Annotated in this window: 30 protein-coding genes and 1 pseudogene; 8 read left to right on the top strand and 23 right to left on the bottom strand. The window is 65.1% G+C overall.

Annotation, left to right across the window (positions count from 1 at the left end):
* Positions 1–3 precede the first annotated feature (3 nt).
* Positions 4–435: a DUF4112 domain-containing protein gene (locus KK488_RS01045; RefSeq protein ID WP_214621276.1), complete on the top strand. Its 432-nt coding sequence runs from the start codon at positions 4–6 to the stop codon at positions 433–435.
* Here the strand turns inward: KK488_RS01045 and KK488_RS01040 are convergent.
* The 20 genes from KK488_RS01040 to thiS all read right to left on the bottom strand — a co-directional run bounded on the left by KK488_RS01040 (position 422) and on the right by thiS (position 17,365).
* On the bottom strand, positions 422–1,171 hold the full coding sequence (locus KK488_RS01040) for a ribonuclease T2 (RefSeq protein WP_214621275.1): 750 nt from the start codon (positions 1,169–1,171) through the stop codon (positions 422–424). The two genes, KK488_RS01045 and KK488_RS01040, sit on opposite strands and share 14 nt — an antisense overlap.
* Positions 1,172–1,231: 60 nt before the next feature.
* A complete protein-coding gene (gene nadC, locus KK488_RS01035) occupies positions 1,232–2,092 on the bottom strand; it encodes a carboxylating nicotinate-nucleotide diphosphorylase (RefSeq protein WP_214621274.1) in 861 nt (286 codons plus the stop codon).
* Positions 2,089–3,087 carry a quinolinate synthase NadA gene (gene nadA, locus KK488_RS01030; RefSeq protein WP_214621273.1) on the bottom strand — a complete coding sequence of 333 codons (999 nt, stop codon included), beginning with the start codon at positions 3,085–3,087 and terminating at the stop codon, positions 2,089–2,091. Before nadA ends, nadC begins: the two co-directional genes overlap by 4 nt.
* 84 nt (positions 3,088–3,171) lie before the next feature.
* Complete coding sequence (locus KK488_RS01025; RefSeq protein WP_214621272.1) at positions 3,172–3,939, bottom strand: hypothetical protein; 768 nt, start codon at positions 3,937–3,939, stop codon at positions 3,172–3,174.
* A gap of 72 nt (positions 3,940–4,011) precedes the next feature.
* On the bottom strand, positions 4,012–4,893 hold the full coding sequence (locus KK488_RS01020; RefSeq protein WP_214621271.1) for an MBL fold metallo-hydrolase: 882 nt from the start codon (positions 4,891–4,893) through the stop codon (positions 4,012–4,014).
* Positions 4,894–4,934: 41 nt separating this feature from the next.
* Entirely contained in the window at positions 4,935–6,629 is a 1,695-nt protein-coding gene (locus KK488_RS01015) for a M56 family metallopeptidase (protein ID WP_214621270.1), read from the bottom strand.
* Positions 6,626–6,994 carry a BlaI/MecI/CopY family transcriptional regulator gene (locus KK488_RS01010; protein ID WP_214621269.1) on the bottom strand — a complete coding sequence of 123 codons (369 nt, stop codon included), beginning with the start codon at positions 6,992–6,994 and terminating at the stop codon, positions 6,626–6,628. Before KK488_RS01010 ends, KK488_RS01015 begins: the two co-directional genes overlap by 4 nt.
* Before the next feature lie 396 nt (positions 6,995–7,390).
* Positions 7,391–7,720 (bottom strand): Grx4 family monothiol glutaredoxin, encoded by a 330-nt coding sequence (gene grxD / locus KK488_RS01005; protein WP_214621268.1) that lies wholly within the window; start codon positions 7,718–7,720, stop codon positions 7,391–7,393.
* A 55-nt stretch (positions 7,721–7,775) separates the two neighbouring features.
* Positions 7,776–8,009 carry a BolA/IbaG family iron-sulfur metabolism protein gene (locus tag KK488_RS01000; RefSeq protein WP_214621267.1) on the bottom strand — a complete coding sequence of 78 codons (234 nt, stop codon included), beginning with the start codon at positions 8,007–8,009 and terminating at the stop codon, positions 7,776–7,778.
* 11 nt (positions 8,010–8,020) lie between these two features.
* Entirely contained in the window at positions 8,021–8,344 is a 324-nt protein-coding gene (locus tag KK488_RS00995) for a DUF1476 domain-containing protein (RefSeq protein ID WP_214621266.1), read from the bottom strand.
* Positions 8,345–8,423: 79 nt separating this feature from the next.
* Complete coding sequence (leuD, locus tag KK488_RS00990; RefSeq protein ID WP_214621265.1) at positions 8,424–9,017, bottom strand: 3-isopropylmalate dehydratase small subunit; 594 nt, start codon at positions 9,015–9,017, stop codon at positions 8,424–8,426.
* Between the two features lie 236 nt (positions 9,018–9,253).
* Positions 9,254–10,699: a 3-isopropylmalate dehydratase large subunit gene (gene leuC, locus KK488_RS00985; protein WP_214621264.1), complete on the bottom strand. Its 1,446-nt coding sequence runs from the start codon at positions 10,697–10,699 to the stop codon at positions 9,254–9,256.
* Between the two features lie 93 nt (positions 10,700–10,792).
* A complete protein-coding gene (locus KK488_RS00980; RefSeq protein ID WP_214621263.1) occupies positions 10,793–12,121 on the bottom strand; it encodes a spinster family MFS transporter in 1,329 nt (442 codons plus the stop codon).
* A gap of 47 nt (positions 12,122–12,168) precedes the next feature.
* Positions 12,169–12,924: a ferritin-like domain-containing protein gene (locus KK488_RS00975; protein WP_250889965.1), complete on the bottom strand. Its 756-nt coding sequence runs from the start codon at positions 12,922–12,924 to the stop codon at positions 12,169–12,171.
* A 97-nt stretch (positions 12,925–13,021) separates the two neighbouring features.
* Positions 13,022–13,657, bottom strand: a complete 636-nt coding sequence (locus KK488_RS00970; protein ID WP_214621262.1) for a CoA transferase subunit B — start codon at positions 13,655–13,657, stop codon at positions 13,022–13,024.
* Positions 13,658–13,772: 115 nt separating this feature from the next.
* Positions 13,773–14,639, bottom strand: coding sequence for a 5'-nucleotidase, lipoprotein e(P4) family (locus KK488_RS00965; protein WP_250889964.1), 867 nt, complete (start codon positions 14,637–14,639; stop codon positions 13,773–13,775).
* Positions 14,640–14,671: 32 nt separating this feature from the next.
* Entirely contained in the window at positions 14,672–15,379 is a 708-nt protein-coding gene (locus KK488_RS00960) for a CoA transferase subunit A (protein ID WP_214621260.1), read from the bottom strand.
* Positions 15,380–15,490: 111 nt separating this feature from the next.
* Entirely contained in the window at positions 15,491–15,937 is a 447-nt protein-coding gene (locus KK488_RS00955; protein WP_214621259.1) for a GNAT family N-acetyltransferase, read from the bottom strand.
* 123 nt (positions 15,938–16,060) lie between these two features.
* Complete coding sequence (locus tag KK488_RS00950; RefSeq protein ID WP_349356834.1) at positions 16,061–16,309, bottom strand: CsbD family protein; 249 nt, start codon at positions 16,307–16,309, stop codon at positions 16,061–16,063.
* 51 nt (positions 16,310–16,360) lie between these two features.
* On the bottom strand, positions 16,361–17,365 hold the full coding sequence (thiS, locus tag KK488_RS00945; protein ID WP_214621258.1) for a sulfur carrier protein ThiS: 1,005 nt from the start codon (positions 17,363–17,365) through the stop codon (positions 16,361–16,363).
* Positions 17,366–17,454: 89 nt separating this feature from the next.
* Between thiS and aroQ the strand changes: the two genes are divergently transcribed.
* The 4 genes from aroQ to arsC all read left to right on the top strand — a co-directional run bounded on the left by aroQ (position 17,455) and on the right by arsC (position 20,216).
* Positions 17,455–17,898 (top strand): type II 3-dehydroquinate dehydratase, encoded by a 444-nt coding sequence (gene aroQ / locus KK488_RS00940; protein ID WP_214621257.1) that lies wholly within the window; start codon positions 17,455–17,457, stop codon positions 17,896–17,898.
* Between the two features lie 122 nt (positions 17,899–18,020).
* Positions 18,021–18,506 (top strand): acetyl-CoA carboxylase biotin carboxyl carrier protein, encoded by a 486-nt coding sequence (accB, locus tag KK488_RS00935; RefSeq protein WP_214621256.1) that lies wholly within the window; start codon positions 18,021–18,023, stop codon positions 18,504–18,506.
* Between the two features lie 14 nt (positions 18,507–18,520).
* A complete protein-coding gene (gene accC, locus KK488_RS00930) occupies positions 18,521–19,873 on the top strand; it encodes an acetyl-CoA carboxylase biotin carboxylase subunit (RefSeq protein WP_214621255.1) in 1,353 nt (450 codons plus the stop codon).
* Positions 19,874–19,877: 4 nt separating this feature from the next.
* Positions 19,878–20,216: an arsenate reductase (glutaredoxin) gene (arsC, locus tag KK488_RS00925; RefSeq protein WP_214621254.1), complete on the top strand. Its 339-nt coding sequence runs from the start codon at positions 19,878–19,880 to the stop codon at positions 20,214–20,216.
* 44 nt (positions 20,217–20,260) lie between these two features.
* Here the strand turns inward: arsC and KK488_RS00920 are convergent, their stop codons facing one another.
* Positions 20,261–22,447 (bottom strand): xanthine dehydrogenase family protein molybdopterin-binding subunit, encoded by a 2,187-nt coding sequence (locus tag KK488_RS00920; protein ID WP_214621253.1) that lies wholly within the window; start codon positions 22,445–22,447, stop codon positions 20,261–20,263.
* Complete coding sequence (locus KK488_RS00915) at positions 22,444–22,917, bottom strand: (2Fe-2S)-binding protein (RefSeq protein WP_214621252.1); 474 nt, start codon at positions 22,915–22,917, stop codon at positions 22,444–22,446. The genes KK488_RS00920 and KK488_RS00915 overlap by 4 nt, the downstream gene beginning before the upstream one ends.
* A gap of 148 nt (positions 22,918–23,065) precedes the next feature.
* On the opposite strand from KK488_RS00915, the gene KK488_RS00910 reads away from it, so the two are divergent.
* The 3 genes and pseudogenes from KK488_RS00910 to KK488_RS00900 all read left to right on the top strand — a co-directional run.
* The gene (locus KK488_RS00910) at positions 23,066–23,983 is read left to right on the top strand and encodes an XdhC family protein (protein WP_250889963.1); all 918 of its coding nucleotides are present in this window, start codon (positions 23,066–23,068) and stop codon (positions 23,981–23,983) included.
* Positions 23,970–24,551 (top strand): nucleotidyltransferase family protein, encoded by a 582-nt coding sequence (locus KK488_RS00905; RefSeq protein WP_214621251.1) that lies wholly within the window; start codon positions 23,970–23,972, stop codon positions 24,549–24,551. Before KK488_RS00910 ends, KK488_RS00905 begins: the two co-directional genes overlap by 14 nt.
* A gap of 83 nt (positions 24,552–24,634) precedes the next feature.
* Positions 24,635–24,809 (top strand): annotated as a pseudogene (locus KK488_RS00900) (IS5/IS1182 family transposase); the annotation flags it as partial.
* Between the two features lie 125 nt (positions 24,810–24,934).
* Here the strand turns inward: KK488_RS00900 and KK488_RS00895 are convergent.
* Positions 24,935–25,219, bottom strand: coding sequence for a DUF1467 family protein (locus KK488_RS00895; protein ID WP_214621250.1), 285 nt, complete (start codon positions 25,217–25,219; stop codon positions 24,935–24,937).
* Positions 25,220–25,237 lie beyond the last annotated feature (18 nt).

The following is a 25,237-nucleotide window of genomic DNA, read 5'->3' as shown; positions in this document are numbered from 1 at the left end:
CCAATGGCCAGACCGACTTCCCGCTTAGACGACGTGATGGCGCAGTTCGATGCCCTTCCCGGTCTCGGCCGCGATCCGCGCGCGATCCGCCAGCGGATCGAGGTGATGGAGCATCTCCTCGAAAATGCGCTGACCGTGCCGGGCACGCGCTTCCGCGTCGGCCTCGATGCGATTCTTGGCGTCGTCCCCGTGCTCGGCGATCTGATTTCGGCGGCGATGGGCGCGTGGATCGTCTGGGAAGCGCGCAACCTCGGCATGCCGAAGTGGCAGCTCTGGCGGATGGGCGCGAATGTGGGGATCGACACCGCGATCGGTGCGATTCCCTTCGTCGGCGATGCCTTCGATCTCGTCTTCCGGTCGAACAGCAAGAATTTGCGGATCATCCGCAGGCATCTCGACAAGCATCATCCACAGACGGCGATTATCGAGCGCTGAGACGGACCTGCATGCGCTGATCGGGTTTTGCCCCGCCGTCCTGGCTGGCGAGACAGGCTCCGAAGCGCAGCCGGCGATCCAGACAGAGCCACACCTCGCTCAGATAACCGTCGCGGCTCAGGCGGACACGGACGGCGCGCGGCGAAAGCCCCGGGAGGCTTTGCCGGTTGGCGTCGAGAAAGGCGCGGCTGAAACGCTCGACGGTCAGACCCTCGTCGCGTGCCAGCGGCATCATATCGGGATAGCGAACGCGGCTGAAGAGTGCCCGTCCCTGCGCAAAATAGCGCTCGGGCGACCGCGTCACGCACGTGCCATGGACCGCCCATTCATGCTGCAGCAGGTTCACGGACGGCGTCATGCACAGGTTCCGGCGCAGAAGCGCCCTCGAGAGGCGTTGCGCCGGCCGGCAATATTGGGGCCAGTCTCGGCCCGGGCCGTCGGGCCACAGGCCATGCAGGACGAAACCGAAACGGTTGCCCTTCGTGTCGCACTGATATTCATCGCTGACGCCCGGCCGCGCGCAATATTGCGGCGACCAGCTCAGCGCCAGCGTATAGGCCGCGATCGGGAGGAGACGCCTGGGATCGTCAGCGCTGGGCTCGACGAGCTTGGGTGTGGGGAACGGGCTCGGCAGCGCGCAGGCGGTGATCTGCGCATGGGCCGGCGCGGCGGCGAGCAAGGCGAGAAAAAGACCGTTTCTTCGGCGCAGGCCTGAGCCCAAGGCCCAACGGACCATCCTCACCGTGAGGGGCTCCGGCCCTCGCAGGAGCAGCGGCTGGGTGGCAGAATCGCACCCTCACACATTGGCGAAGTCGAGCCCGATGTCCGCCGCCGGCGCGGACTGCGTGAGGCGCCCGACGCTGATATAATCAACCCCCGTCTCGGCCACCTCGCGGATATTCTCCAGCCTGATACCGCCCGATGCCTCGGTCGGCACGCGCTTGCCGACCAGCGTGACCGCGCCGCGCAGGATCTCGGGCGGCATGTTGTCGAGCAGCAAATGTGTCGCACCGCCCGCGATGGCAGGCTCGATCTGGTCGATCCGGTCGACCTCGACGATGATCCGGACGATGCCGGCCGCCTTGGCGGCGCCGACCGCCTGGCCGATCGATCCGGCGACGGCGATGTGATTGTCCTTGATCATCGCCGCATCCCACAGGCCCATGCGATGGTTCTGCGCGCCGCCCATGCGCGTCGCATATTTGTCGAGCACGCGCAGGCCCGGGATCGTTTTGCGCGTGTCAAGCAGAGTAGCACCGGTCCCCGCGATCCTATCGACATAGGCGCGGGTGAGCGTGGCGATCCCGGTCAGGTGCTGGACGGTGTTGAGCGCCGAGCGCTCAGCCGTGAGCAGCGCGCGTGCCTTGCCGCGCAGGCGCATAAGATCGGTGGCCGCCGGCACCTGTTCACCTTCCGCGACCAATATCTCGATCTCGACGTCGGCGTCGAGCGTCCGGAAGAAGGCTTCCGCGATCGGCAGGCCGGCGACGGTCACGGCATCCCGGCTGTCCATCACGCCCGTGAACAGCGCATCCGCCGGTATCACGCTCTCGGATGTGACATCGTGTCCGCCCGCCCCCAGAGGCCCGCCGAGATCCTCGGCCAGAGTGGATGCGACGAAGACCGCGAGGTCGAAGCCGGGGAGCGCGAAGCTCAAGGCCGCGCCCCGACATCGCCCTTGCCGACCGTGCCGCTCGCCATGTCGAGCATGCGCTGCAGGCTCTTGTGCGCGGCGAGGCGCAGCGTCTCGTCCATCTCGATGCGCGGCGTGAGGTCTCGCAGCGCGAGGTAAAGCTTCTCCATCGTGTTCATCGCCATATAAGGGCAGACGTTGCAGTTGCAGTTGCCGTCCGCACCCGGCGCGCCGATGAAGCTCTTCTCCGGCACCGCCTTCTCCATCTGGTGGATGATGTGCGGCTCGGTCGCGACGATCAAAGTGTCCCCGGGCATCGTCTTGGCATATTGCAGGATGCCGCTTGTCGAGCCGACATAATCGGCATGATCGACGATGTAGGGCGGGCATTCGGGATGCGCGGCGATCGGCGCGTCGGGGTGCTGGGCCTTGAGCTTCAGCAGCTCGGTCTCGCTGAACGCCTCGTGGACGATGCAGACGCCCGGCCAGAGCAGCAGGTCACGATTGAACTTGCGCGCGAGATAACCGCCCAGATGCTTGTCCGGCCCGAAGATGATCTTCTGCTCGGGCGGAATCTGGCTGATGATCGTCTCGGCCGACGAGCTGGTGACGATGATGTCGCTCAGCGCCTTCACCTCGGCGGAGCAATTGATGTAGCTCAGCGCGATGTGATCGGGATGGGCGTCGCGGAACGCCTTGAACTGGTGCGGCGGGCAGCTGTCCTCAAGGGAGCAGCCGGCGTCCATGTCCGGCAGCACCACGATCTTCTCAGGGCTCAGGATCTTCGCCGTCTCGGCCATGAAGCGCACACCGCAGAAGGCGATCACGTCGGCGTCGGTCTCCGCTGCCTTGCGCGAGAGCTCCAGCGAATCGCCGACGAAGTCCGCCAGATCCTGAATCTGCGGCTTCTGGTAATAATGCGCGAGGATGACGGCGTTGCGCTCCTTGCGCAGCCGGTTGATCTCGGCGAACAGGTCCAGACCCTGCAGGCTTCCGCCGATGCCGTTGCGTGCGTCCATTGCCGAATCTCCTGGGTGGCTGGCGCGGAGATGGCCCCGAGTTGCCCCGTGATCAACCTTTAAGCGCGCAGGCCCAAGCGATCGTCAGGGAAAATGCGCGCGCATGTCCGTTCGCGCGGCGCCCGGCGTTCCCGCGACCACGCTGTGGGTGATGGCGATGCCGGCGGGACTATATGCGACGAGGTCCGCCACGACCTGGCTTGCGACCAGCCCTCCCACAGCCCAGAGCCAGGCGGGATGAACGCGGCCCCTGTGTCGCCAGTCCCGGTGCATGCCGATCAGGGCGAAGATCATCGGAACGCCGACCGAGGCGACCCACCAGGCCCAGGGAATGAGGAACGGCATCGGCAGCAGCCGGCCGAAGCCCGGCCCGGTCAGGGACGCCATGGCACAGCACATCAGCCGCCGATGCCAGTCGCTGCGGCGTCGCAGAATGATGGCCGCGATCGCCGTGCCGCCAAAGGCGATCACGCCCAGCGAATTGCCGAACAAAAATTCGTTCGTGTCGAAAAAGAAAGGCCCGCCCGTGGTCCGGATCGAGTGAAGGGTGAGCGCCATGCCCATGCCGATCATCATCGGGATCCAGGCCAGCGCCAGCCATCCGAGCGTGCGATGAAGCTCGGTCCGCCCGGTCACCACCAGCACATTCTGCGTCACATAGAGGGTCAGCCATCCGAAGAAGACGAAGGCATGAATATGATAGATTGGCGACACCGAGAAGCTTGAACGCCCCGCCGCCAGATTGAAGGAGAAGCCCGCCACGATGACCGCGGCCATGGCCAGCGCCATCTTCAGGAAAAAGGCGCGCTCGCGATCGATGTCGGAGCGCATGTCGGATGTGATCGTTGCCATTTGTCCCCCCTGCCCGGCCGCGCCTATAGCATGGAAGACGCGGCAAGCGAAATAGGGCGTCGTTCTCCCAATTCAGCTCGCCAGCACCCAGTGCCCCGGGGTGGCTTGTTCGACCAGCCCGCGTCCGTCGAGATCGATCAGATGCGCAAGCACCGATCGACCGGCGGCGCCAAGAAGCTTCGGGTCGAGGCCGACATACATGGTCGCCACCATCTCCGGGATGGTGGAGGATCCCTGCCGATCAAGGAAACGCCTGATCTGCCCTTCGCGCATCCTGCGATGGCCGAGCATGTGACGCGCGAAGCGTTGCGGATCGGGGATCGGATCGCCATGCGCAGGATAATAGATGCGGTCGTCGCGCCTGACGAGGCGCTCCAGCGAGGCGAGATAGTCGGTCATATCGCCGTCCGGCGGCGAGACGACGCTGGTCGACCAGCCCATGACATGATCGCCGGTGAACAGAGCGCCTTCCTCCTCGAGCGCGAAGCAGAGATGATTGGAGGTGTGGCCGGGGGTCGCCAGCGCCGTCAGGGTCCAGCCCTGCCCGGCTATCTGTTCGCCGTCGGTCAGCACGCGATCGGGCATATAATCGGGATCGAAGGCGGCATCGGCGCGCGGACCGTCATCATCGAGCGTCAGCGGCGCGCAGCCGATGACCCGCGCGCCGGTCTTAAGAGACAGCGGACGCGCGCCCGGGCTATGATCGCGGTGCGTGTGCGTGCAGAGGATCGCAGCGACGGAGCGATCACCAATCGCTGCCATCAGTGCGGCCAGATGATCGTCGTCAGCCGGGCCGGGATCGATCACTGCCACATCCGCCTCCCCCACAACATAGCTCTGCGTGCCATGGAATGTGAAAGGCGACGGATTGGGCGCGAGCACGCGTCGCACCAGCGGCGACAGGCGCATCGCGACGCCAGTTTCCTCGAACGTTTGGGGAGCAGGCTCAGCCATGCTCCCCATGTGTCACGCGGCGATCCGATTGCAAGGGGGCATCAGTTCCTGCCGGCGCGCAGCCTGGCGATCTGGCGGTCCAGATCGGCCATGATCCTGCCGCGTGCCGCCTCGGACAGTTCCCGCTCCCCGGCAATGTCGTTGCGCGCTTCCTGGAGCCCCTGCAGCGCCCGCGCGCGCGCTTCCTGGTGGATGTCCTTGCCGCAGACCAATATCCTGATCTGCTTGCGGGTCTTGCCGTCGACGCTGACAGTGCTTTCGCTGGTATTCACCAGCTCGCGCGCGCCCTTGCAGCCCGTGCCTTCCTTCACCTCGATCAGCGGCACGCTCGCCTCGATCTCGGCACGGCTCGGAATGCCGGCACTGCCCCCAGTCCGCGTCAGATAGTGATACTTGACGATGCGGTTGCCGGCGGCCGGTGGTGCAGGCGGTACCGGAGGGACGGGCGGGACCGGCTCGTGAGCCATTGCCGGCGGCGCTGGCGGGGCTGGCGGCGGCGGAGGCGACACACGATCGAGCGAGGGTGCCGCGGGGGGTGCCGGTGGCGCTGGCGGCTCAGGCGGCGGCGGAAGGTCGTCGAGCATGGCGAGACGCATATGCTCGGCCTTGTCCCGCGCCAGCTCGGCCTTTCTGCGCGCCAACTCGGCCTGATGGCGGGCGATCTCCGCCGGGCCACGCGCATCGTCGGTCGCGCGCTGGGCGTCGTCCTGTGCGGCGAACGCAGTCGGCACGGCAGCAAGCGCCGGGAGGAAATGGCTGCCCTCGGGCAATGCCTGGCTCACCTTCTGGCCGACCTGCGCCGCCATGCCTTGCCCCGACGCGGTCAAGGCAAGCCCCGAGAGGACGAGGGTGCCGGCGATAGCGAGACCGGCAAGGCGACGGCGCGGACTGGGACTTTTCTTGGACAACATGAACAATCTCCGTTTCAGACGATCGACGGTTGTGAGGTGGCAAATGGCGAGGGAGTCCCTTCCGCTCGCGCATTTGACGAGTGCGCGACCATAAGCGTGCCCCAGCCCCTGGTCGCGAATGGCGGCGATGACGTCGGCATCGCAGGCCATTTCCTGATCGGCGCGAAAGGCACGGTGCGCGATCCAGGCGATCGGATTGCACCAGTGCAGCGCCAGAAAGACGAGCGCATAGGCGTTGGCGAGCAAGTCGCCACGGCGATGATGCGCCAGCTCATGAGTGAGCGCCATGGCATGCTCCTCGACATCGAAGCGCATCAGCGCGTCGTGCGGGAAGACGATGAACCGGCGCGCGAGCCCGAAGGCCATCGGCCCTTTAACGCGCGGGCTGGCGAGCAGTTTGATGCCTTTGGCCGGAGAGCGGCGAACCCGCGCGCCCTTGATGATGCTCCGCGTGAAAAGCTGATAGCTCAGCGTCTGCCACAGGACGAAGGCCAGCATGCCGCCGAGCCACAAGGCCGCGAAGATAAGCGGCCATGACAGGACGGGCGCCGCATCGGTGGCGAGAGCCGGCGCGGCATCGAACTGCGCCACCCGTTCGCGGATGAGTTGCGAGAGCGCGCCGGAGGCCGGGGCAACCTGCGCGATGGGCAGCGCGGCGGGCACGAGGCTCGCCAATGGCGGCATGATCATGCGCAACGCCGGCAGCAGCCAGAGCGCATAGGCGACCTTCGCGCCGAATTGCTGGCGCACGGGACCGCGCAGGGCGAGCACCAGCAGCATCAGCACGCTGGTGACGATCAGGGTTTCGACAAGCCAGGCGATCATGACTTGAGCGCCTTCAGGAGGGCCTCGATCTCGGCAATATCCTTATCGGACAATTGCTGGGTCTCGGCGAGATGAGCGACCAGCGGCGTCACCTTGCCGCCAAATAGCCGGTCGACCAGGCGCTGGGATTCGCCCGCGACATATTCTTCCCGTGCGACCAGTGGTCGATAGAGATAGCGCCGGCCATCTTCCTCATGCGCGATGACATTCTTGCCGAGCAATCTGCCGAGCAGGGTCTTGACCGTCTGGAGGCTCCAGTCCCGATCCCCCGACAGCGCATTGCTCACTTCGGTGGCGGTGAGCGGCGCGCGTCGCCACAGCACTTCCATCACGGCATGTTCGGCATCACTGATCCGTTCCGCCATGTCTTGTCTCCCTTTCAGACTCGACTGATTACATATGTAGTCAACAACTACGTTTGTAGTCAATAAGGTCGCGAAGCTGCACGCAACATGAATGATGAAGGAGGCGCGGTCGCCCGCTCTTGCGATGTGGGCGCACAGGGCACCGGACCGTCGGGGGATTTTACAATTGCGACGAACCGAGCTGCCCGTTAACTATCAAAAACCCAGATTTTGCGTAGGTTTGGAAAAATGGCATAGGCCTTGCGATATAGAAGGTACACCCGCACCTAGGGGGATGGAACACAGGTCTCCTCGTTCCATCCCCCATATTTTTGCCCAGATGCATGTCGCCCAGACGAACAAAAAAACGCGCCCGCTCTCGCGGACGCGCGTTCGATTCCAGCAATCGGCTAGAACTCAGGCGGCGATGACGCCCTGCTCGCTCAACAGCTGCTTGAGCTCACCGGCCTCATACATCTCCATCATGATGTCCGACCCACCGAGAAACTCGCCCTTTACATAAAGCTGCGGGATGGTCGGCCAGTCGGAATAACCCTTGATGCCCTGGCGGATCTCCTGATCCTGCAGCACGTCGACGCTTTCGAACGGCGCACCGATGCGCTCCAGAATGGCGACGGCACGGCTCGAAAAGCCGCATTGCGGGAAGAGCGGCGTGCCCTTCATGAACAGCACGACGTCGTGGCTGTTCACGATGTCGCTGATACGCGCGTGGACGGGATCGGTCATGGGCTCGGCTCCGGCAAACAAGTCGGGGCGGCCCCTCGCCGCTCCGGTCAAATCCTCACTTGGGTATGGCTGTCGTCAGTTGCAAGGCATGGAGCACGCCGCCCATCCGCCCACCGAGCGCGGCATAGACCGCGCGCTGCTGGGCAATGCGGCTCATGCCGCGAAAACTCTCCGCCGTCACGTGCGCGGCGTAATGATCGCCATCGCCGGCAAGATCGGTGATCTCGACCGTCGCGTCGGGAATCCCTTCGCGAATCAACGCCTCGATTTCGTCGGCAGCCATGGGCATGGGATGCGCCCTCAGCCCTGCTGCATGAACTGGCGGCGCGCTTCGACAGCCTTGTCGTCCAGCGCCTGGCGGATGCGGCCCTCGTCCATGTCGATGCCAGCCGAGACCAGATCGCCAAGCAGCTTGCGGACGACATCCTCGTCGCCGGCTTCCTCGAAATCGGCCTGAACGACGGACTTGGCGTAGGCATCGGTCTCTTCGCTGGTCAGGCCCATCAAGGACGCCGCCCATTCGCCGAGCAGCCGGTTGCGGCGCGCTGCGATGCGGAAGGCCAGCTCCTGGTCCTTGGCGAACTTGTTCTCGAAGGCCTTCTCGCGATCTTCAAATGCAGTCATGGCAAACGGGCCCTTATAAATGTGCGAATCTGGGTTCTACTTAGAAACTGCGCCGGTGGAGCGCAACGCGCCAGACGAATCAGGCCGCTGCGGGAACGAGCCACGGGCGCCGCTGCGCATCCATCCGCTCGAACGTCGCGATGGCATCGCCCCGTGCCATGGTGAGGCCGACTTCGTCCAGCCCGCCCATCAGGCAGCTCTTGCGGAACGGGTCGATCTCGAACCTGAAGCGGTCCTGGAACGGTGTCGTCACCGTCTGATGCTCGAGATCGATGCTGATCGGATCGGTCGTCGCGACTTCGACAAGCCGGTCGATCGCTTCCTGCGGCAGCACCACCGTCAGGATGCCGTTCTTGAACGCATTGCCCGAGAAAATGTCCGAGAAGCTCGGCGCGATCACGGCCTTCACGCCCATGTCGATCAAAGCCCAGGCGGCATGCTCCCGGCTTGAACCGCAGCCGAAATTATCGCCCGCCACGATGATCGGCGCGCCGGCATAACGCGGATCATCGAACACATTGCCCGGTTCCTTGCGCAGCGCCTCGAACGCGCCCTTGCCGAGGCCATTCCGGCTGATCGTCTTGAGCCATTCGGCGGGAATGATGATGTCGGTGTCGACATTCTTCATGCCGAACGGATAGGCGCGGCCTTCGACGTGATTGACGGGTTCCATGCGGGCGGGTCCGATTGTTCAAATGCTGGACGGCAGGTGGCGAATGCAACTGATCGCGTCAAGGGCCAGAGCCCTTCTCCGCGATGCCGAGCGCCAAGTTCGACCGAACAGGCCGAAAATCAGCGGGGCTTGGCAGCCTGCTTGGCGTCAGCGGCATGACCGAGGCCGACGGCCATTGCCGCGCTGCCGACCGCGCCGAGCACCAGGATCCAGAAAATCTTTTTCATTTGCGCCCCTTAACCACGCTCATTCCCCATTAGGTCGCGAACGTCGGCAAGTCGACCTTTTATTGCCGCAGCTGCGGCCATGACCGGCGAGACGAGATGGGTGCGCGCACCCGGCCCCTGCCGTCCCATGAAGTTGCGATTGCTGGTTGAGGCGCAGCGCTCGCCGCTCGGCACCCGATCGGGGTTCATGCCAAGGCACATGGAGCAGCCCGGCTCGCGCCATTCGAAGCCGGCCTCGATGAAGATGCGATCGAGCCCTTCCGCTTCGGCCTGGCGCTTGACCAGGCCAGAGCCGGGAACGACCAGCGCCTGCTTGATGCGGTCGGCGACATGGCGGCCTTTCAGCACGGCGGCGGCGGCGCGCAGATCCTCGATGCGGCTGTTGGTGCAACTGCCGATGAAGATATGCTCGACCGTCACGTCCTCCATGCGCTGCCCGGCATGCAGGCCCATATAATCGAGCGACTTGACGGCCGCGATGCGCTTGGAGGCATCCTCGAAACTCTCCGGATCGGGCACGCTGCCGGTAATCGCGATCACATCCTCCGGGCTGGTGCCCCAGGTGACGTTGGGCGCGATGTCGGTCGCATCGAGGCGCAGGCTCTTGTCGAACCGCGCGCCCTCGTCGGTGACGAGCGTCTTCCACCATTCGACCGCGCGGTCCCAGGCTTCGCCCGACGGCGCCATCGGGCGGCCTTTGATATAGTCATAGGTAAGCTGATCGGGGGCGAAGAGGCCCGAGCGGGCGCCGCCCTCGATCGCCATGTTGGCGACGGTGAGGCGGCCCTCGATGCTCATGTCGCGGAAGGCCGAGCCGCGATATTCAACGACATGACCAGTGCCGCCCGCCGTGCCGGTGCGTCCGATGATCGCCAGCACGACGTCCTTGGCGGTGACGCCATAGCCGAGCGTGCCGTCGACGGTGATCGCGAAGGTCCTGGACGGCTTGAGCAGCAGCGTCTGGGTCGCCAGCACATGCTCGACCTCGCTGGTGCCGATGCCGAAGGCCAGCGCGCCGAGCGCGCCATGCGCCGCGGTGTGGCTGTCGCCGCAGACCAAAGTCGTGCCGGGCAAGGTGAAGCCCTGTTCCGGGCCGACGACATGAACGATGCCCTGCTCGGCCGAGGTCGCGTCGAAATATTTGACGCCGAATTCCTCGACATTCTGTTCCAGCGCGGCGAGCTGCTGGGCACTTTCGGCATCGGCGATGGGAATGCGTTTCCCCTCCGCATCGAGGCGCGGCGTGGTGGGCAGATTGTGATCGGGCACGGCAAGCGTGAGATCGGGCCGGCGCACCTTACGACCGGCGAGGCGCAGTCCCTCGAACGCCTGCGGGCTGGTCACTTCATGGACGAGGTGGCGATCGATATAGACGAGTGCCGTCCCGTCATCGCGCGTCTCGACGACGTGCGCGTCCCAGATCTTCTCGTATAATGTGCGGGGTTTGTCTGTCATGGCGCGGTTTCCCTAGCGCCCAGCGTTCGGCGGGGAAAGGAGAAAGTAGGAAGGATTTTTGTCGCCTCAAGGGGGCGGGCGCACTTCGAAAGCCTATCCGATCGGCCGCGCGAAATCGGCCTCGATGCTGCGCGAGGCGAGCCAGTAGTGGAGGGAGGACCAAAGATAGAGCAGCGACAGCGTCGCCATCGCGAAGCCCAGCGCAACGCCGCTCGCGACGCCGGCGGCCGCGTAACGATCGCTCACCGCGCCGAGGATCAACGGCCCGAAGCCGCCACCGACCAGCGAATAGATCATGCCGGTAAAGGCAGTGCCCGTCGCCCGCATGCGCGCGCTGAGCATGTTCTGGAACGTGCCCGCTGTCGGCCCCAGATAGGTATATTGGAACAGGCCGCACAGCCCGACCAGGGCGACGATCATCGCCGGCTGATCTCGCGTGATCGCGAAGGCATAGAGCGGCGCCGAAATCAGGAGGGTGAGCGCCGGCATCAGGGCGTAGCCGCGCCGGTCGCCCCGCGCCGCGAAACGATCCGACAGCCAGCCCGCGCCGAGGATACTGAGCGTCGAGGGCAGGCTGGCGACCAGCCCCGCAACGAGGCCCGCCTCGACAAGCGTGTAACCAAAGCGCCGGATGAGATAGGCGGCGAGGAAGGCGTTGAGGCCGAAGCCGACCATGCTCGCAATGGTGGCGCCGGCCAGCATGTTGCGCATCGTCGGCCAGGCGAGGAAGCGGCCGATGACGGTGCCCATGGGCGGCACCTCGTCGCTTCCCGCCGCGTCGTCGAACTGGCCACGCTTCGGTTCGGCCACGAAGAGCGCCAGGAGAATGGCGAGGATCAGACCAGGAACGGCGGCGACGAACAGCGCTGTGCGCCAGCCATAGATCTGCGCAATGACGGCGCCGCCGCTGGCGCCGAGAAACGCGCCGATCGGCGGGGCGAGATTGAGCGCGGACATCATCGTCGCCCGCTTCTCACGCGGGAAATAGTCCGATACGACCGAATAGGTGGACGAAAGCCCCACCGCCTCGCCCACCCCGACGCTCACCCGCGCGAGCAGGAGCTGCGTGAAAGTGCCGGCGAGCCCGCAGGCGGCGGTGGCGATCGACCACAGCACCGTGCCGATCGAAATCAAGGTCATGCGCCGGGTGCGCTCGGCGAGGCGCGCGATAACGAGGCCGAGCACCACATTAAGCAATGCGAAAGCGAGCCCGTTGACCACGCCGAGCTGCAGATCGCTCAGGCCGAACTCGCGGCGCAGCGGCTCGGCGAGCACGTTCATGATGATACGGTCGATGAAGCCGACGACGCCGATCGCGGTCAGCAGCACGAGCGCCAGCCAAGGGCGCTGCTTGGTGATCTTGATGATCGGTCTCCTCCCCTTTTCTCGCGCTTTGATGCCCGAGCGGCGCGGCGAGGCCAAATGAAAATGAGGCCTGACGGAAGGAAATCAGACTAAGTCAACGCGACTTAGCGCGCTGTGCCAGTTTGGGACAGGTCAATACGGTCGTCGGAATCCGGCCAGCGCGTCATGCGGCCCATTCGCCAATTGAGAAATAGCGCGGGGATGCGCACCAGCATGAGCTCGCGGTGGATGCGCAGGTCGACGAGCTTTTCCCACCAGCGCGGCTGCCGGCGATGATTGCGCGCCAGCCAGTCCTCATAGGGCATCCAGTGGCTGGGCTCGTCGCGCTCGACGACCTTGAAGATCGCCTTGAGCTTGGTGTTGCTCAGGATCAGCGGGGAACGCAGGAGAATGTCTACCTGCGCCATGCCGCGCTTCTCGGTCAGCATGATCACCCGGCAGAGCTTCTCGAACAAGGCGTCGTCGGCCACGATCGCGTCCGTATCGAGCGCATCAATGGGCTTGCCGAACATGATGCTGATGAAATGGTCGATATGTCCGCAAGTCCGCCCGATGGCGAGCGGCATGCGCCCCTCCAGTTCATAATAGCGCTTGAACATGAGATAATGCTTGCGCTCGTCGGCCCGGTGCTTCTCGACAGCGGCGATGAAGGCCAGGTCGTCCGGACAGCGCTTGCGAACCGCTTCGAGCACGCGGTCGAGGCTCGTATATCCGCGATGCTCGTTATAGACGTAGATCGAGGCGAGCACGTCGAGATAGCGATCGCGGACCCGCTGCTTGAGGTCCCGTCGATAGGCCAGCACACCGCCGGCGCCGAGCAGCGCGACCGCAGGAAAAGCGACGAGAGCGGTTCCGGCCATGCGCCATATTAGCGCAAGAGCGCAGGCGCGGTCGAGCGCGATCGATCGCACCGGATCGCCGCGCTTCCCCTGCGCCGGACCGTCGCCTCGAGCCGGGTCAGCTCACATATTTCGCGGTCGTTTTGCTCGCCACTTCCTCGGCGGTGACGCCGGGCGCCAGCTCGACCAGCTTGAACGGCGACTCATGATCCGGCCGCGCGAAGACGCACAGGTCCGTGACGACCATGTCGACGACATTCTTGCCGGTCAACGGCAGCGTGCAGGCCGGGATGAATTTGGGGCTACCGTCCTTGGCCGTGTGCTCCATCACCACGATGATCTTCTTGACGCCCGCGACCAGGTCCATCGCGCCGCCCATGCCCTTGATCATCTTGCCCGGGATCATCCAGTTGGCGATATCGCCGCCCTCGGAGACTTCCATCGCGCCCAGCACGGTGAGGTCGATATGGCCGCCGCGGATCATCGCGAAGCTGTCGGCCGAGCTGAAATAGGCCGAGCTCGGCAGCTCGCTGATCGTCTGCTTGCCGGCATTGATGAGATCGGGATCGACCTCGTCGTCATAGGGGAACGGCCCGATGCCGAGCATGCCGTTCTCGGACTGCAGCGTGACCTCCACGCCGGCCGGGATATGGTTCGCCACCAGGGTCGGGATGCCGATGCCAAGATTCACGTAGAAGCCGTCCTTCAGCTCTCGCGCCGCGCGCGCAGCCATTTCATCGCGAGTCCAGGGCATTAATTCACTCCTTGTCCGAGGTCGGTCGGGTTCGATCGCTCCGCGTCGATCCCTATCCAGATGCGCTGCAGCGCCAGTTCTTCATCGATGTCGCAAGCATGGGCACGGCCGAAGCTCATTTTCCCTCCTCCGGATCGGTCCAGCGGACCTCAGGCGGGAAAATCTCGTCGAGCTTGCCGTCGAGGCCGCTGCCATAGACCGGGTTCGGCAGGACGAACCAGCCATTGCCCCACAGATTGGTGATCCGGCCGCTGATCGCCGCCTCGCGCCGGTCCATCGTCGCGTTGATCTGATTGAATCGATCGGAGAAATCGCCGAGCTGGTCGCCGCCCATCGCGATCACGCAATATCTGTCCGCAATCGTCGCGCGACGACCATCCTTCTTCGAGCCCATCGCGTCGTCGCCCTTGAGGAAGAGCGTCTCGCCATGCACGGCGCTGCCGAGGCCGGCGTGGCGGATCGCTTCAGCGGCGCCTTCGGCCTGGGCCGATGCGCGATTGGTGTTGAAGATCACCGTGACGCCCATCGCGCGCAGGGCCTTCACGGCCGTGACAGCGCCCGGGATCGGCCCGACCTTGTCGCCACCAGTCTTTTCCCAGCGGTCCCACCGCTTGCCGTCATAACCCTCGCCATTCGCGGCGCGCGCCTCGAAGCCGAGATTGGCCACGACCGTCTCGTCGACGTCGAACACCGCCGCGAAAGGCTTGTCGGCGCATGGCACGAAAGCCGGCGCCGCCAGGGTCGCGTTCTCCGCCAAGACCACGCTGTCGACCGGCCGCCTGGCGACCTGAGCCTGGGCATATCCGATCAGCGCATGATAGGCCTGGATCGAGAGCGCGCCGACCTCGCCGGATCCATAGAGATACTGGAACGGCTTGATCCGCTCCGCGCCGACATCATCGCGCGCGCTAGCAGGACGGCCGCTCGCGGACGACGGCGCCGCCGATGGCGTGCAACCCGCCACCAGCGCGCCCAGCGCCATTGCTCCTGCTGGGACAAGAGCGCTCCGCATCGTCAGGCAGCTTCACGCTGACGGACAGTGCGGAACTCGATCTTCTTGTCATAGGGCGCGCCGACGACCATACGCTTCACATAAATGCCGGGCAGATGGATGCTGTCCGGATCGAGGCTGCCGGTCGGCACCACTTCCTCGACTTCCGCGACGCAGATCTTGCCGGCCGTCGCCATGGGCTGATTGAAGTTGCGCGCGGTCTTGCGGAAGACCAGATTGCCGGCCTCGTCGGCCTTCCACCCCTTGATAATGCACACATCGGCATAGATGCCGCGCTCGAGCACATAATCCTGCCCGTCGAAATTCTTCACTTCCTTGCCCTCGGCCACCAGCGTGCCGACGCCGGTCTTGGTGTAGAAGCCCGGAATGCCCGCGCCGCCCGCGCGGCAGCGTTCGGCCAGCGTACCCTGCGGGCAGAACTCGACCTCCAGCTCGCCGGAAAGATATTGCCGCTCGAACTCCTTGTTCTCCCCGACATAGGAGCTGATCATCTTCTTGATCTGGCGGGTGCGCAGCAGCTTGCCGAGGCCCTCATTGTCGATACCGGCATTGTTCGAGGCAACAGTCAGATCCTTGACGCCCGACTCGCGGATCGCGTCGATCAGCCGTTCCGGGATGCCGCACAGGCCGAAGCCACCCGCGCAGATCAGCATGCCGTCGAAGAGCAGGCCGTCGAGCGCTGCCTTGGCATCGGGATAGAGTTTCTTCATGCGCGACTCCCTGCACGGATCGGAAGATATGTGCGCCGCCCATAGGATGCGCGTGCTTTTCGGTCAAACCGCCGGTTTGCCGCAAACGGCAGCAATATGAAACGGAGGGGGTTATCGTACCCAGCGGTAGCGCACGTCCGGCTCGCGCTCCTCGTTACGCGAGCCATCCGTCTGTTCCACTGCGATGAAGCCATGCCGCTCGTAGAAGCGCCGCGCGCCGTGATTGGCCTGGAAGGTCCAGAGCTGGATGTCCGGCATACCGATCTTGAGCGCGGCCAGCAGCGCGCTGCCGATGCCACGCCCCTGCCCGATCGGATCGACATGGAGTTGATGGACCCAACCTTCCGAGACGGCGGCCTGCCCGAGCAGCACATCCTTCTCGAAGGCGCCCCAGATCTCGCAGGTCGGGAAGATGTGCTCGCGCCAGAAGTCCCTGTCTTCCTGCGGGCTGTGCAGCGTCTCGTCGAAGCAGGGCACGGTCCGCATCGCACGGCGGGAGATGGCGGCAGCCAGATCGGTCTCGTCGGCCCGAAGCAACCGAATGCTGAGCGGTGTCATGCGGCGCCGATAGGGTGGCGCTCGCGCCCGATCAAGCAGGCCGGATACAAACAGGCCATCCGACAGAGATCGGATGGCCCGTCATGACCTTCGCGATGGGGGCGCGAAGCCCGAATCTATGGATCAAACCTTGTCGCCGAGCGCGCCCTTGATCGATCCCTTGATCTGCTGCGCCTTGCCTTTGATCTCTTGACCCAGGCCCTCGGCCTTCTTGTCAGGATTGTTGGTTGCCTCGCCCTGCGCCTGCTTGGCGTTGCCGGCGATTTCGTTGCCGATGCCTTTCGCCTTGTCGATCAGTTCGCCCATCTTTCTGCTCCGTCGTTCGAGGGGTTCGGTAGGAGAACGAGCGGTTTGCGGCGTGGTTCCGGCCACGTCAGCCGTTTGCGACGAGCCGATAGCCGTGCTTCATCAGGCGGATATGCCTCAGATCAATCCCGCCAGCGGGCTCGAGGGGTCGGCGTACATGCGCCGGCCCATCCGCCCCGCCAGATAGGCCATGCGCCCGGCCTCGACCGAGGCTTTCATTGCGGCCGCCATCAGGACCGGATCCTTCGCCTCGGCAATGGCGGTGTTCATCAGCACGCCGGTGCAGCCCAGTTCCATCGCGACGGCCGCGTCCGAGGCCGTGCCGACGCCGGCATCGACCAGCACCGGCAGCTTCGTGCCCTCGACGATCAGCCGAATCGTTACGCGGTTCTGCAGGCCGAGCCCGGAGCCGATCGGCGCACCGAGCGGCATGATCGCGACCGCGCCGGCGCTCTCCAGCTGCTGCGCTGCGATCGGATCGTCAGTGCAATAGACCATCGGCTTGAAGCCTTCCTTGGCGAGGATTTCCGTCGCCCGCAGCGTCTCGACCATGTTCGGATAGAGCGTCCGGGCCTCGCCCAGCACCTCCAGCTTCACCAGGTCCCAGCCCCCCGCCTCGCGCGCCAGGCGCAGCGTGCGGATCGCATCCTCGGCCGTGAAGCAGCCGGCGGTGTTGGGCAGATAAGTGATCTTCTTCGGATCGATGAAGTCGGTCAGCATCGGCGCCTTGGGGTCGGTCACATTGACCCGGCGCACCGCCACCGTGACGATCTGCGCGCCCGATGCCTCCACGGCCGCCGCATTCTGCGCATAATCCTTATATTTGCCCGTGCCGATGATGAGCCGGGAGGTGAAGCTCTTGCCAGCAACCGTCCAGCTGTCGTTGGCGAGGACCGGCTGCCCGTCACCGCCACCAACGAAATGCACGATCTCCAGCTCGTCGCCATCCTCGACGATGACCTGGTCCAACAGGGAGCGCGGCACCACCTCCAGATTGCGCTCGACGGCGATCTTCTCCGGCGCGAGGCCGAGCTGGTTGGCGAGGTGCGCGATCGTATGGCCGGCGCGGACGCGGCGATGCTCGCCATTCACATGGATGCCGATGGTTCCGTCCACGCTCATCCCGCTGATACACCTTTCGCTTTGAGAGCCGCCCCGGCCGCCATATAGGGAGGCGCCAGAGGCTCGCAACCAAAAGGACAGGATGGCCGATGGCGTCTCCCCGAAAAATCTTCGTGCTGAACGGTCCCAATCTCAATCTGCTCGGCACCCGCGAGCCGGAGATTTATGGCTTCGACACGCTCGACGACATAGCCGAGCGCATGGAGGACGAGGCGCGCCGCGCGGCGACGGAGATCGACTTTCGCCAGTCCAATCATGAGGGCCATCTCATCGACTGGCTGCACGAGGCCAATGCCGAAAGCGCACTGGCCGTCATCCTCAATGCCGGGGCGCTGACGCACACGTCGCTGGCGCTCTACGACGCGATCAAGTCGATCACGGTGCCGGTGATCGAGGTGCACATCTCCAACCCCGCCGCGCGCGAGGCCTACCGGCATCACAGCTATGTCGGCATGGCCGCCAAGGGGTCGATCGCCGGCTTCGGGCCGCTCGGCTACATGCTGGCCCTCGAAGCCGCGCTCGAAATGGATTAGGGCGTGGCGCTGGCGCCCACGGCGGAACCAGCGCGCGTCGAAGCTGTTGCGTTATGGCACGAAGGGCAATAGGCCCTGCGCCCATTCCAAAAGACCAGAACAGATCTTCCAAGGGACATTCAATGGCCGACAAGACCGACAGCAATGGCAGCGCGATGCAAGTGGACGTGAAGCTTGTGCGCGAGCTTGCCAAGATGCTTGACGACACCAATCTGACCGAAATCGAAGTCGAGGATGGCGATCGCAGGATCCGCGTCGCGCGCAAGCCGGCGGCCCAGGCTGCGACCTATGCCGCGCCGGCCGCTGCGCCCGTCGCTGCCCCCGCACCTGCGGCCGCCCCCGCTGCAATCGAAGCTGCTCCCGCCGGCAATGCCGCCGGCACGGTCAAGTCGCCCATGGTCGGCACCGCCTATCTCACGCCCGAGCCGGACGCTCCGAACTTCGTCAAGGTCGGCGACAGCGTGAAGGCCGGCCAGACCCTGCTGATCGTCGAGGCGATGAAGGTCATGAACCCGATCACGGCGCCCACGGCGGGCACGGTCCAGGCGATCCTTATCGAGAATGGCCAGCCGGTCGAATATGACCAGCCGCTGATCGTCGTCGGTTGAAGGCCGCGCACGCTATGAGCATCGAGAAGCTGCTGATCGCCAATCGCGGCGAGATCGCCTTGCGCATCCATCGCGCCTGTCACGAGATGGGCATCAAGACGGTCGCGGTCCATTCCACCGCCGATGCCGACGCGATGCATGTCCGCCTGGCCGACGAGGCGATCTGCATCGGGCCGCCGGCGGCACGCGACTCCTATCTCAACATTCCGGCGATCATCTCGGCGGCTGAAATCTCCGGCGCGGACGCGATCCATCCCGGCTATGGCTTCCTCTCCGAGAATGCCCAGTTCGCCGAGATCGTCGAGGCGCACGGGCTGATCTTCGTCGGCCCCAAGCCCGAGCATATCCGCACCATGGGCGACAAGGTCGAGGCCAAGCGCACTGCCGGCGCGCTCGGCATGCCGCTCGTGCCGGGCTCGGACGGCGCGATCAGCGACATCGCCGAAGCCAAGGCGATCGCACGCGAGATCGGCTATCCGGTGCTGATCAAGGCTGCGTCGGGCGGCGGCGGGCGCGGGATGAAGGTCGTGCCGGACGAGGACCAACTCGAGAGCCTGATGCAGCAGGCCGGCAGCGAGGCCAAGGCGGCGTTCGGCGACGACACCGTCTATATGGAGAAATATCTCGGCAATCCACGCCACATCGAGTTCCAGATCTTCGGCGACGGCGAGGGCAATGCCATCCATCTCGGCGAGCGCGACTGCTCGCTGCAGCGCCGCCACCAGAAGGTGCTGGAAGAAGCGCCCTCGCCGGTCATCTCGGCGGGTGAACGCGCCCGCATGGGCGGCATCGTCTCGAAGGCGATGGCCGACATGGGCTATCGCGGCGCCGGCACGATCGAGTTTCTCTACGAGGATGGCGAGTTCTACTTCATCGAGATGAACACGCGCATCCAGGTCGAGCATCCGGTGACCGAGATGATCACCGGCTTCGATCTGGTCCGCGAGCAGATCCGTATCGCCGAAGGGCGCCCGCTGTCGGTCGAGCAGGAGGATCTGGTCTTCTCCGGCCACGCCATCGAGTGCCGCATCAATGCCGAGGATCCGGTGACCTTCGCGCCCTCGCCCGGCAAGGTCAGCATGTATCATGTTCCCGGCGGCATGCATGTCCGCGTCGATAGCGCGCTGTATCAAGGCTATAATGTGCCGCCTTATTACGACAGCATGATCGGCAAGCTGATCGTCTATGGGCGCACCCGCGAGGGTTGCCTGATGCGCCTCAAGCGCGCTCTGGAAGAGTTCGTCATCGAGGGCATGAAGACCACCATCCCCCTCCACCAGCGCCTGATCGCCGATCCGGACGTCCAGAACGGCGACTATTCGATCAAATGGCTGGAGGAATGGCTGGAACGTCAGAAGATAGAGTGAGCCGATGAAAGCCACCATCTATCACAACCCCCGCTGCTCTAAGTCGCGTGAGACGCTGGCGATCCTGCGGGAGGCGCCGGGCGTCGAGGTCGAGATCGTCGACTATCTCAAGATGCCGCCGAGCCGGGACAAGCTCGCTTCCCTCTATGCCAAAGCCGGCCTGACGCCGCGCCAAGGGCTGCGCAAGGCCGAGGACGGCGCTGCCGCGCTCAAGGATGCGAGCGACGGGGCGATCCTCGACGCGATGGTCGCCGATCCGATCCTGATCGAGCGCCCGCTGGTCGAGACCGACAAGGGTGTACGCCTTGGCCGACCGCCGGAAAAGGTGCGGGAAATCCTGTAGCGTTTCCCGTCACCCCAGCTTTCGCTGAGGTGACGTCGGGAATGTCAGACCAGCTGTGCCGGCACGATCGGCAACGAGCGAATGCGCTTTCCGGTCGCCGCGAAGATCGCGTTGGCGATCGCCGGGATCACCGGCGGCAGTGCCGGCTCGCCCAGCCCCGTTGGCGGATTGTCGGACGGCACGAACTCAACGACAATCTCGGCTGGCGCCGCCGTGATGCGGGGCAGCGGATAATCGTGGAAGTTGGTGCGGTTGCCGCTGCCGTTGACGATCTCGATCTTCTGGCCGGCGGTCGCCTGGCCGATCCCGTCGATGACGGCACCCTGCACCTGATGGAGCGCATTGATCGGATTGATGATCTGATTGCCGACATCGCCCGCGACCCAGACCTTGTCGACATGGACCGCGCCGCCGCTGTTGACCGTCACGTCGACCACCTCGGCGAAATAGCCGCGGTGGCTATAGTAAAAGGCGAAGCCCCGGCCCTTGCCGTTGCCGCCTTCGCGGCCCTTCCAGCCCGCCATGGCGCAGACCTTGTCGATCACCGCCCGGGCGCGCCGCGTGTCGAACTCGCCCGTCACGCCCTTGACCGGCTCGATGAAGCGCCCCTCACCCATCGTGCGGCGCAGGAACTCCGCCAGGTCGAGATCCGCCGCCAGCGCCACCTCGTCAAGGAAGCTCTGGAATACGAAGGACATGGCATTCGAAGTCGGCGCCCGCAGATAGCCGGTCGGCACGTTGCTCTTCAGGTAGGAGACGCCGTAGTGGACGTCACCGATCAGGGCTGCGGGGAACTCGCCGCTCATCCCCGCGCCGGTTCCCGGCTTGCCGCCCTCGCCGAACGTCACGAAATGGTCCTTGAGGCCCACCAGCCTGCCCTGCGCGTCGAGACCGGCAGTGAAGCTGTGCCAGCCCGCCGGACGGAAGACGTCATGACGCAGGTCGTCGGTGCGCGTGAAGATCATCTTGACCGGCTTGCCAGGCACCCCCTTCGCGATCTGCGCGACGATGGCCATATAGTCGTTGGAGAGGCGCCGGCCGAAACCGCCGCCGATCCGGGTCATGTGGATGGTGATTGCCTCGGCGGGAATGCCGAGCATCTGCGCGACGAGCGCGCGGCCGGGCGCGGGGTTCTGCGTCGGCGCCCAGAACTCGATCTTTCCGTCCTGGAACAGGGCCGTGCAATTCTGCGGCTCGAGCGTGGCATGGGCGAGGAATGGATAATCATATTTCGCGGTCACGGTCTTGGCCGCGCCGGCGAGCGCCTTTTCGGCATCGCCCTTCTTGACGAGATCCCCTTGCGGCGCCTTGTCGATCTGTGCCGCGGCTGCCGAGGCGAAGCCTGCCGTCGAATATTGCCTGGCCTCCGCGTCGTTCCACACCGGCTTCAGCGCCTTGCGCGCTTCGTTGGCCACCCACCAGCTCGTCGCGACGATGGCGATGGCGTCATTGCCGATCTTGGGATCGTAGCTGGTGTTGATCGGCACGACGGCGATCACGCCGGGGAGCTTCTTCACCCCATCGGCATCGAAGCTGCCGACCGTGCCGCCATAGGCGGGGCAGGCCTCGACCGCGGCATAGACCATGCCGGGCTGCACGACGTCGATGCCGTACAGCGGCTTGCCCGCGACGATCGCGGGCGTGTCGACGCCGATCTTGGACTTGCCGATGATCTTGTATTGCGCGGGCGTCTTGAGCGGCACCTTGGCGAGATCTGGCACCGGCACCTTGGCCGCGTCGACCGCCAGGGAAGCATAGGTCGCCGAGCGCTTGCTGGCGGCATGAATGACCTTGCCGCTGCCGGTCGTCAGGCTGTCCTCGGGGACGCTCCATTTCGCCGCCGCCGCCTTGACCAGCATCTGCCGCGCCGCCGCGCCGATGCGGCGCATTGGCAGAAAATGGGTTGGCGTCGCGAAGCTGCCGCCCGCGAACTGACCATTATAGACCTTCTCATTGGCGATGGTCTGCTCGATCTGGACCTGCGCCCAGTCGATGTCGAGCTCCTCGGCGATGAGCATCGGCAGCATCGTCTTGATGCCCTGGCCGATCTCCGGGTTTTGCGCGCCGATCACGAAGCTGTTGTCGGGATTGATCCGGATATGGGCGTTGAGCGTCGTCGCCTTGGCGCCCGGCGTGGCGGCCAAAGCCACCTTGGCGTCGAAGACGAGCGCCGCGCCGCCGACCAGCGAGGCTTTCAGGATCGCGCGGCGATCGAGCAGAGGCGCGTTCATGCTGCGGTTCCTTCGTTGAGGCCCGCCGCCTGCCTGATCGCGGCGCGGATGCGGACATAAGTGGCGCAGCGGCAGATATTGCCGGTCATCGCCGCGTCGATCTCACCGTCGGTCGGCTTGGGCTTGTCGGTCAGCAGCGCCGTCGCGGTCATGATCTGCCCCGCCTGGCAATAGCCGCACTGGGGAACGTCGAGCGCCGTCCAGGCCTCGCTCACCTTCTTGCCGGCCGGCGTTGCGGCGACGGCTTCGATGGTTGTGATCTTCTTGCCCACAGCCGCGCTCACCGGCGTGACGCACGAGCGCGTCGCCTTGCCGTCGATATGAACGGTGCAGGCGCCGCACAACGCCATGCCGCAGCCGAACTTCGTGCCGAGCAGATTGAGATCCTCGCGCAGGACCCAGAGAAGAGGCTTCGCGGGATCACTATCGACCTGTCGCATTTGCCCGTTGACTGACAATGTCGTCGTCATGCCCGCACTCCTCCGCAATCCTGAATGGGGCGAGCATGATCCGGCGGGCGAGCGGTTGTCAATGTCCATCGCCCTGCCCTAAGCTGTTTGCCGTCAATATTGTGGGGCTGCGGCAAGTCCCTGTATTTATAAAAATATAGGACGTTACTTGAACGACATAGACGAGATCATCGCGGCGGCCCAGGCATGGGCCGGGCAACCCATGGCGCTGGCGACGGTCATCGAGGCGTCGGGCTCCGCGCCGCGCCCGCGCGGGGGACATTTGCTGCTCGCGGCGGATGGCCGGTTCGCTGGTTCCATCTCCGGCGGCTGCGTCGAATATGAGGTGTTCGCCATTGCCGAAGGCGTGATCGCGGGCGCGCCCGCCAGCGTCCATCATTATGGCAGCAGTGATCCCAGCATCTGGCTGCCCGGCCTGCCCTGTGGCGGCATGATCGGCGTCATGGTGCAACCGGTGAGCGAGGCGGGATTTTCGCCCGGCTTCTTCGCGCAGATCGCTGCCGCCCGGGCGGCGGGCATAGCCGTCACGCTCTCGACCGATCTCGCAACCGGCCGTACGATCCTGGGCGCGTACGAAGGGCAGTTCGTCAATGTTTACGAAGCGCCGCGGCGCTTGCTCATCGTCGGCGCGGTGCAGATCGCTCAGGCGCTCTCCGCGATTGCGCGCGCGACGGGCTTTGCGGTGACCGTCAACGACCCGCGTGAACGCTTTCTGAGCGCCGATCGCTTTCCGGGCGTGACGCTGACCGATGCCTGGCCCGACGAAGCCGTCGCCGCCTTCGCGCCCAACGGCAGCGCGGCCGTCGTCACGCTCAGCCATGACGTGAAGATCGATGATCCCGCCCTCTTCACAGCTTTGCAGGCGCCGACAGGATATATCGGCGCGCTCGGCTCGCGCGCCAATCAGGCGCGGCGACTTGAGCGACTTGCCGCCATGGGGATCGGCGCCGAGGATCTCAGGCGCGTCGACGGGCCGGCGGGGATCCATATCGGCGGGCTTGGGCCGCAGGAGATCGCGCTCTCGATCGCGGCCGGCATGGTGGGCACATTGCGTGGCGCGCGCTGAGGGTCTGGCCGTCGCATTGCTGGCCGCCGGGCGATCGACGCGGTTCGGCGTCGCAGACAAGCTGTTGGCACAGCTCGGCGACCGGCCGCTGATCAAATGGGCCGCTGACGCGGGATTGTCGGTCGGCGCTGATCATCGCTTCCTTGTGGCGGGCGACGACTTCGATGCCGACACGCTCGGCTATCGCCTGTGCCCCAATCCCCATCCCGAGCATGGCATGGCCACCTCATTGCGGATCGCGGCGACCGCAGCGCGGGAGGCCGGCGCGTCGGCGCTGCTCATCCTGCTGGCCGATATGCCCTTCGTGACGGCGGCGCATCTGGCGCGTCTCGTCGCGACATTCCTGCGCGACAGCAGCGCCCCCGTTTTCTCAACGGCAGAGGGTGGCACTCCTCAGCCTCCGTCCCTGTTCCCGGCAAGCCTGTTCGCGGCGCTTCAGGCCCTCGAAGGCGACAAGGGCGCCCGCAGCCTCGCCGTCGGGGCTACGCTGGTCGTGGCTGGCGCGGATGCGTTGCTGGACGTCGACACGCCGGACGATCTGGATAGCGCGCGCCAGTCGATCCTCTGAGCGATAGGTGGCGCGGACTCTAACGAGCCCTTTTGGGTAGAGTACTGATTCAAGGTTACTTTTGAGGAAGCGATCTTGGCGTGATGGACCGGCTGATGCTGAGCGCCGGTGCTTGGGGAGGGCACGGCTTATTGGTCGCCCTGATCAGAAGGGTTCGACCGGACGGGACAACCGGATGTTCGTCGAGATGTTCTGAGGATTGTGCGGACGGATTCGCCCTGGCGCGATCCCCGCGAGGTCTTTGGGGACTGGACTTCGAGCACCTGCCACGCTCGCCGCCATCGTCTTGTAACTCGGTTAGACGTCCATATCACCCTGGTCTGGTGATGTTGCGGCAGGATTCGCCCGTTCGCGGGAATGACGGCGGTCTTCAATGCCGAGCGTCAGCGATTGGCTTCCGCCGGCCCGTGGAACCAGCTGCGCAGCGTGTCGGTCGTGATCCAACCAAAGCTGTAATTGGCATAGAACAGCGCGAACAGCGCCAGCGCCACGAGGCTCGTTCGCAGGACGATCCTCAGCGGCCGAAACTCATGCGGCGCGCTGTCGGCCTGGCCGGGTATCTTCTCCCCGCCAACTTCATCCGTGGTGCGAATACCGAAAGGCAAGACCAGGAAAAGGCTGAGAAACCAGAACAGGAAATAGATGGCGAGAAGCGATGTCCAGCGCATGATGGGGGCTCGTCCCGT

This window comes from Sphingobium nicotianae (assembly GCF_018603885.1).
GTDB lineage: Bacteria > Pseudomonadota > Alphaproteobacteria > Sphingomonadales > Sphingomonadaceae > Sphingobium > Sphingobium nicotianae.
The sequence above is the reverse complement of the archived record's forward strand: the minus strand, read 5'-3'. Positions and strand labels throughout refer to the sequence as shown.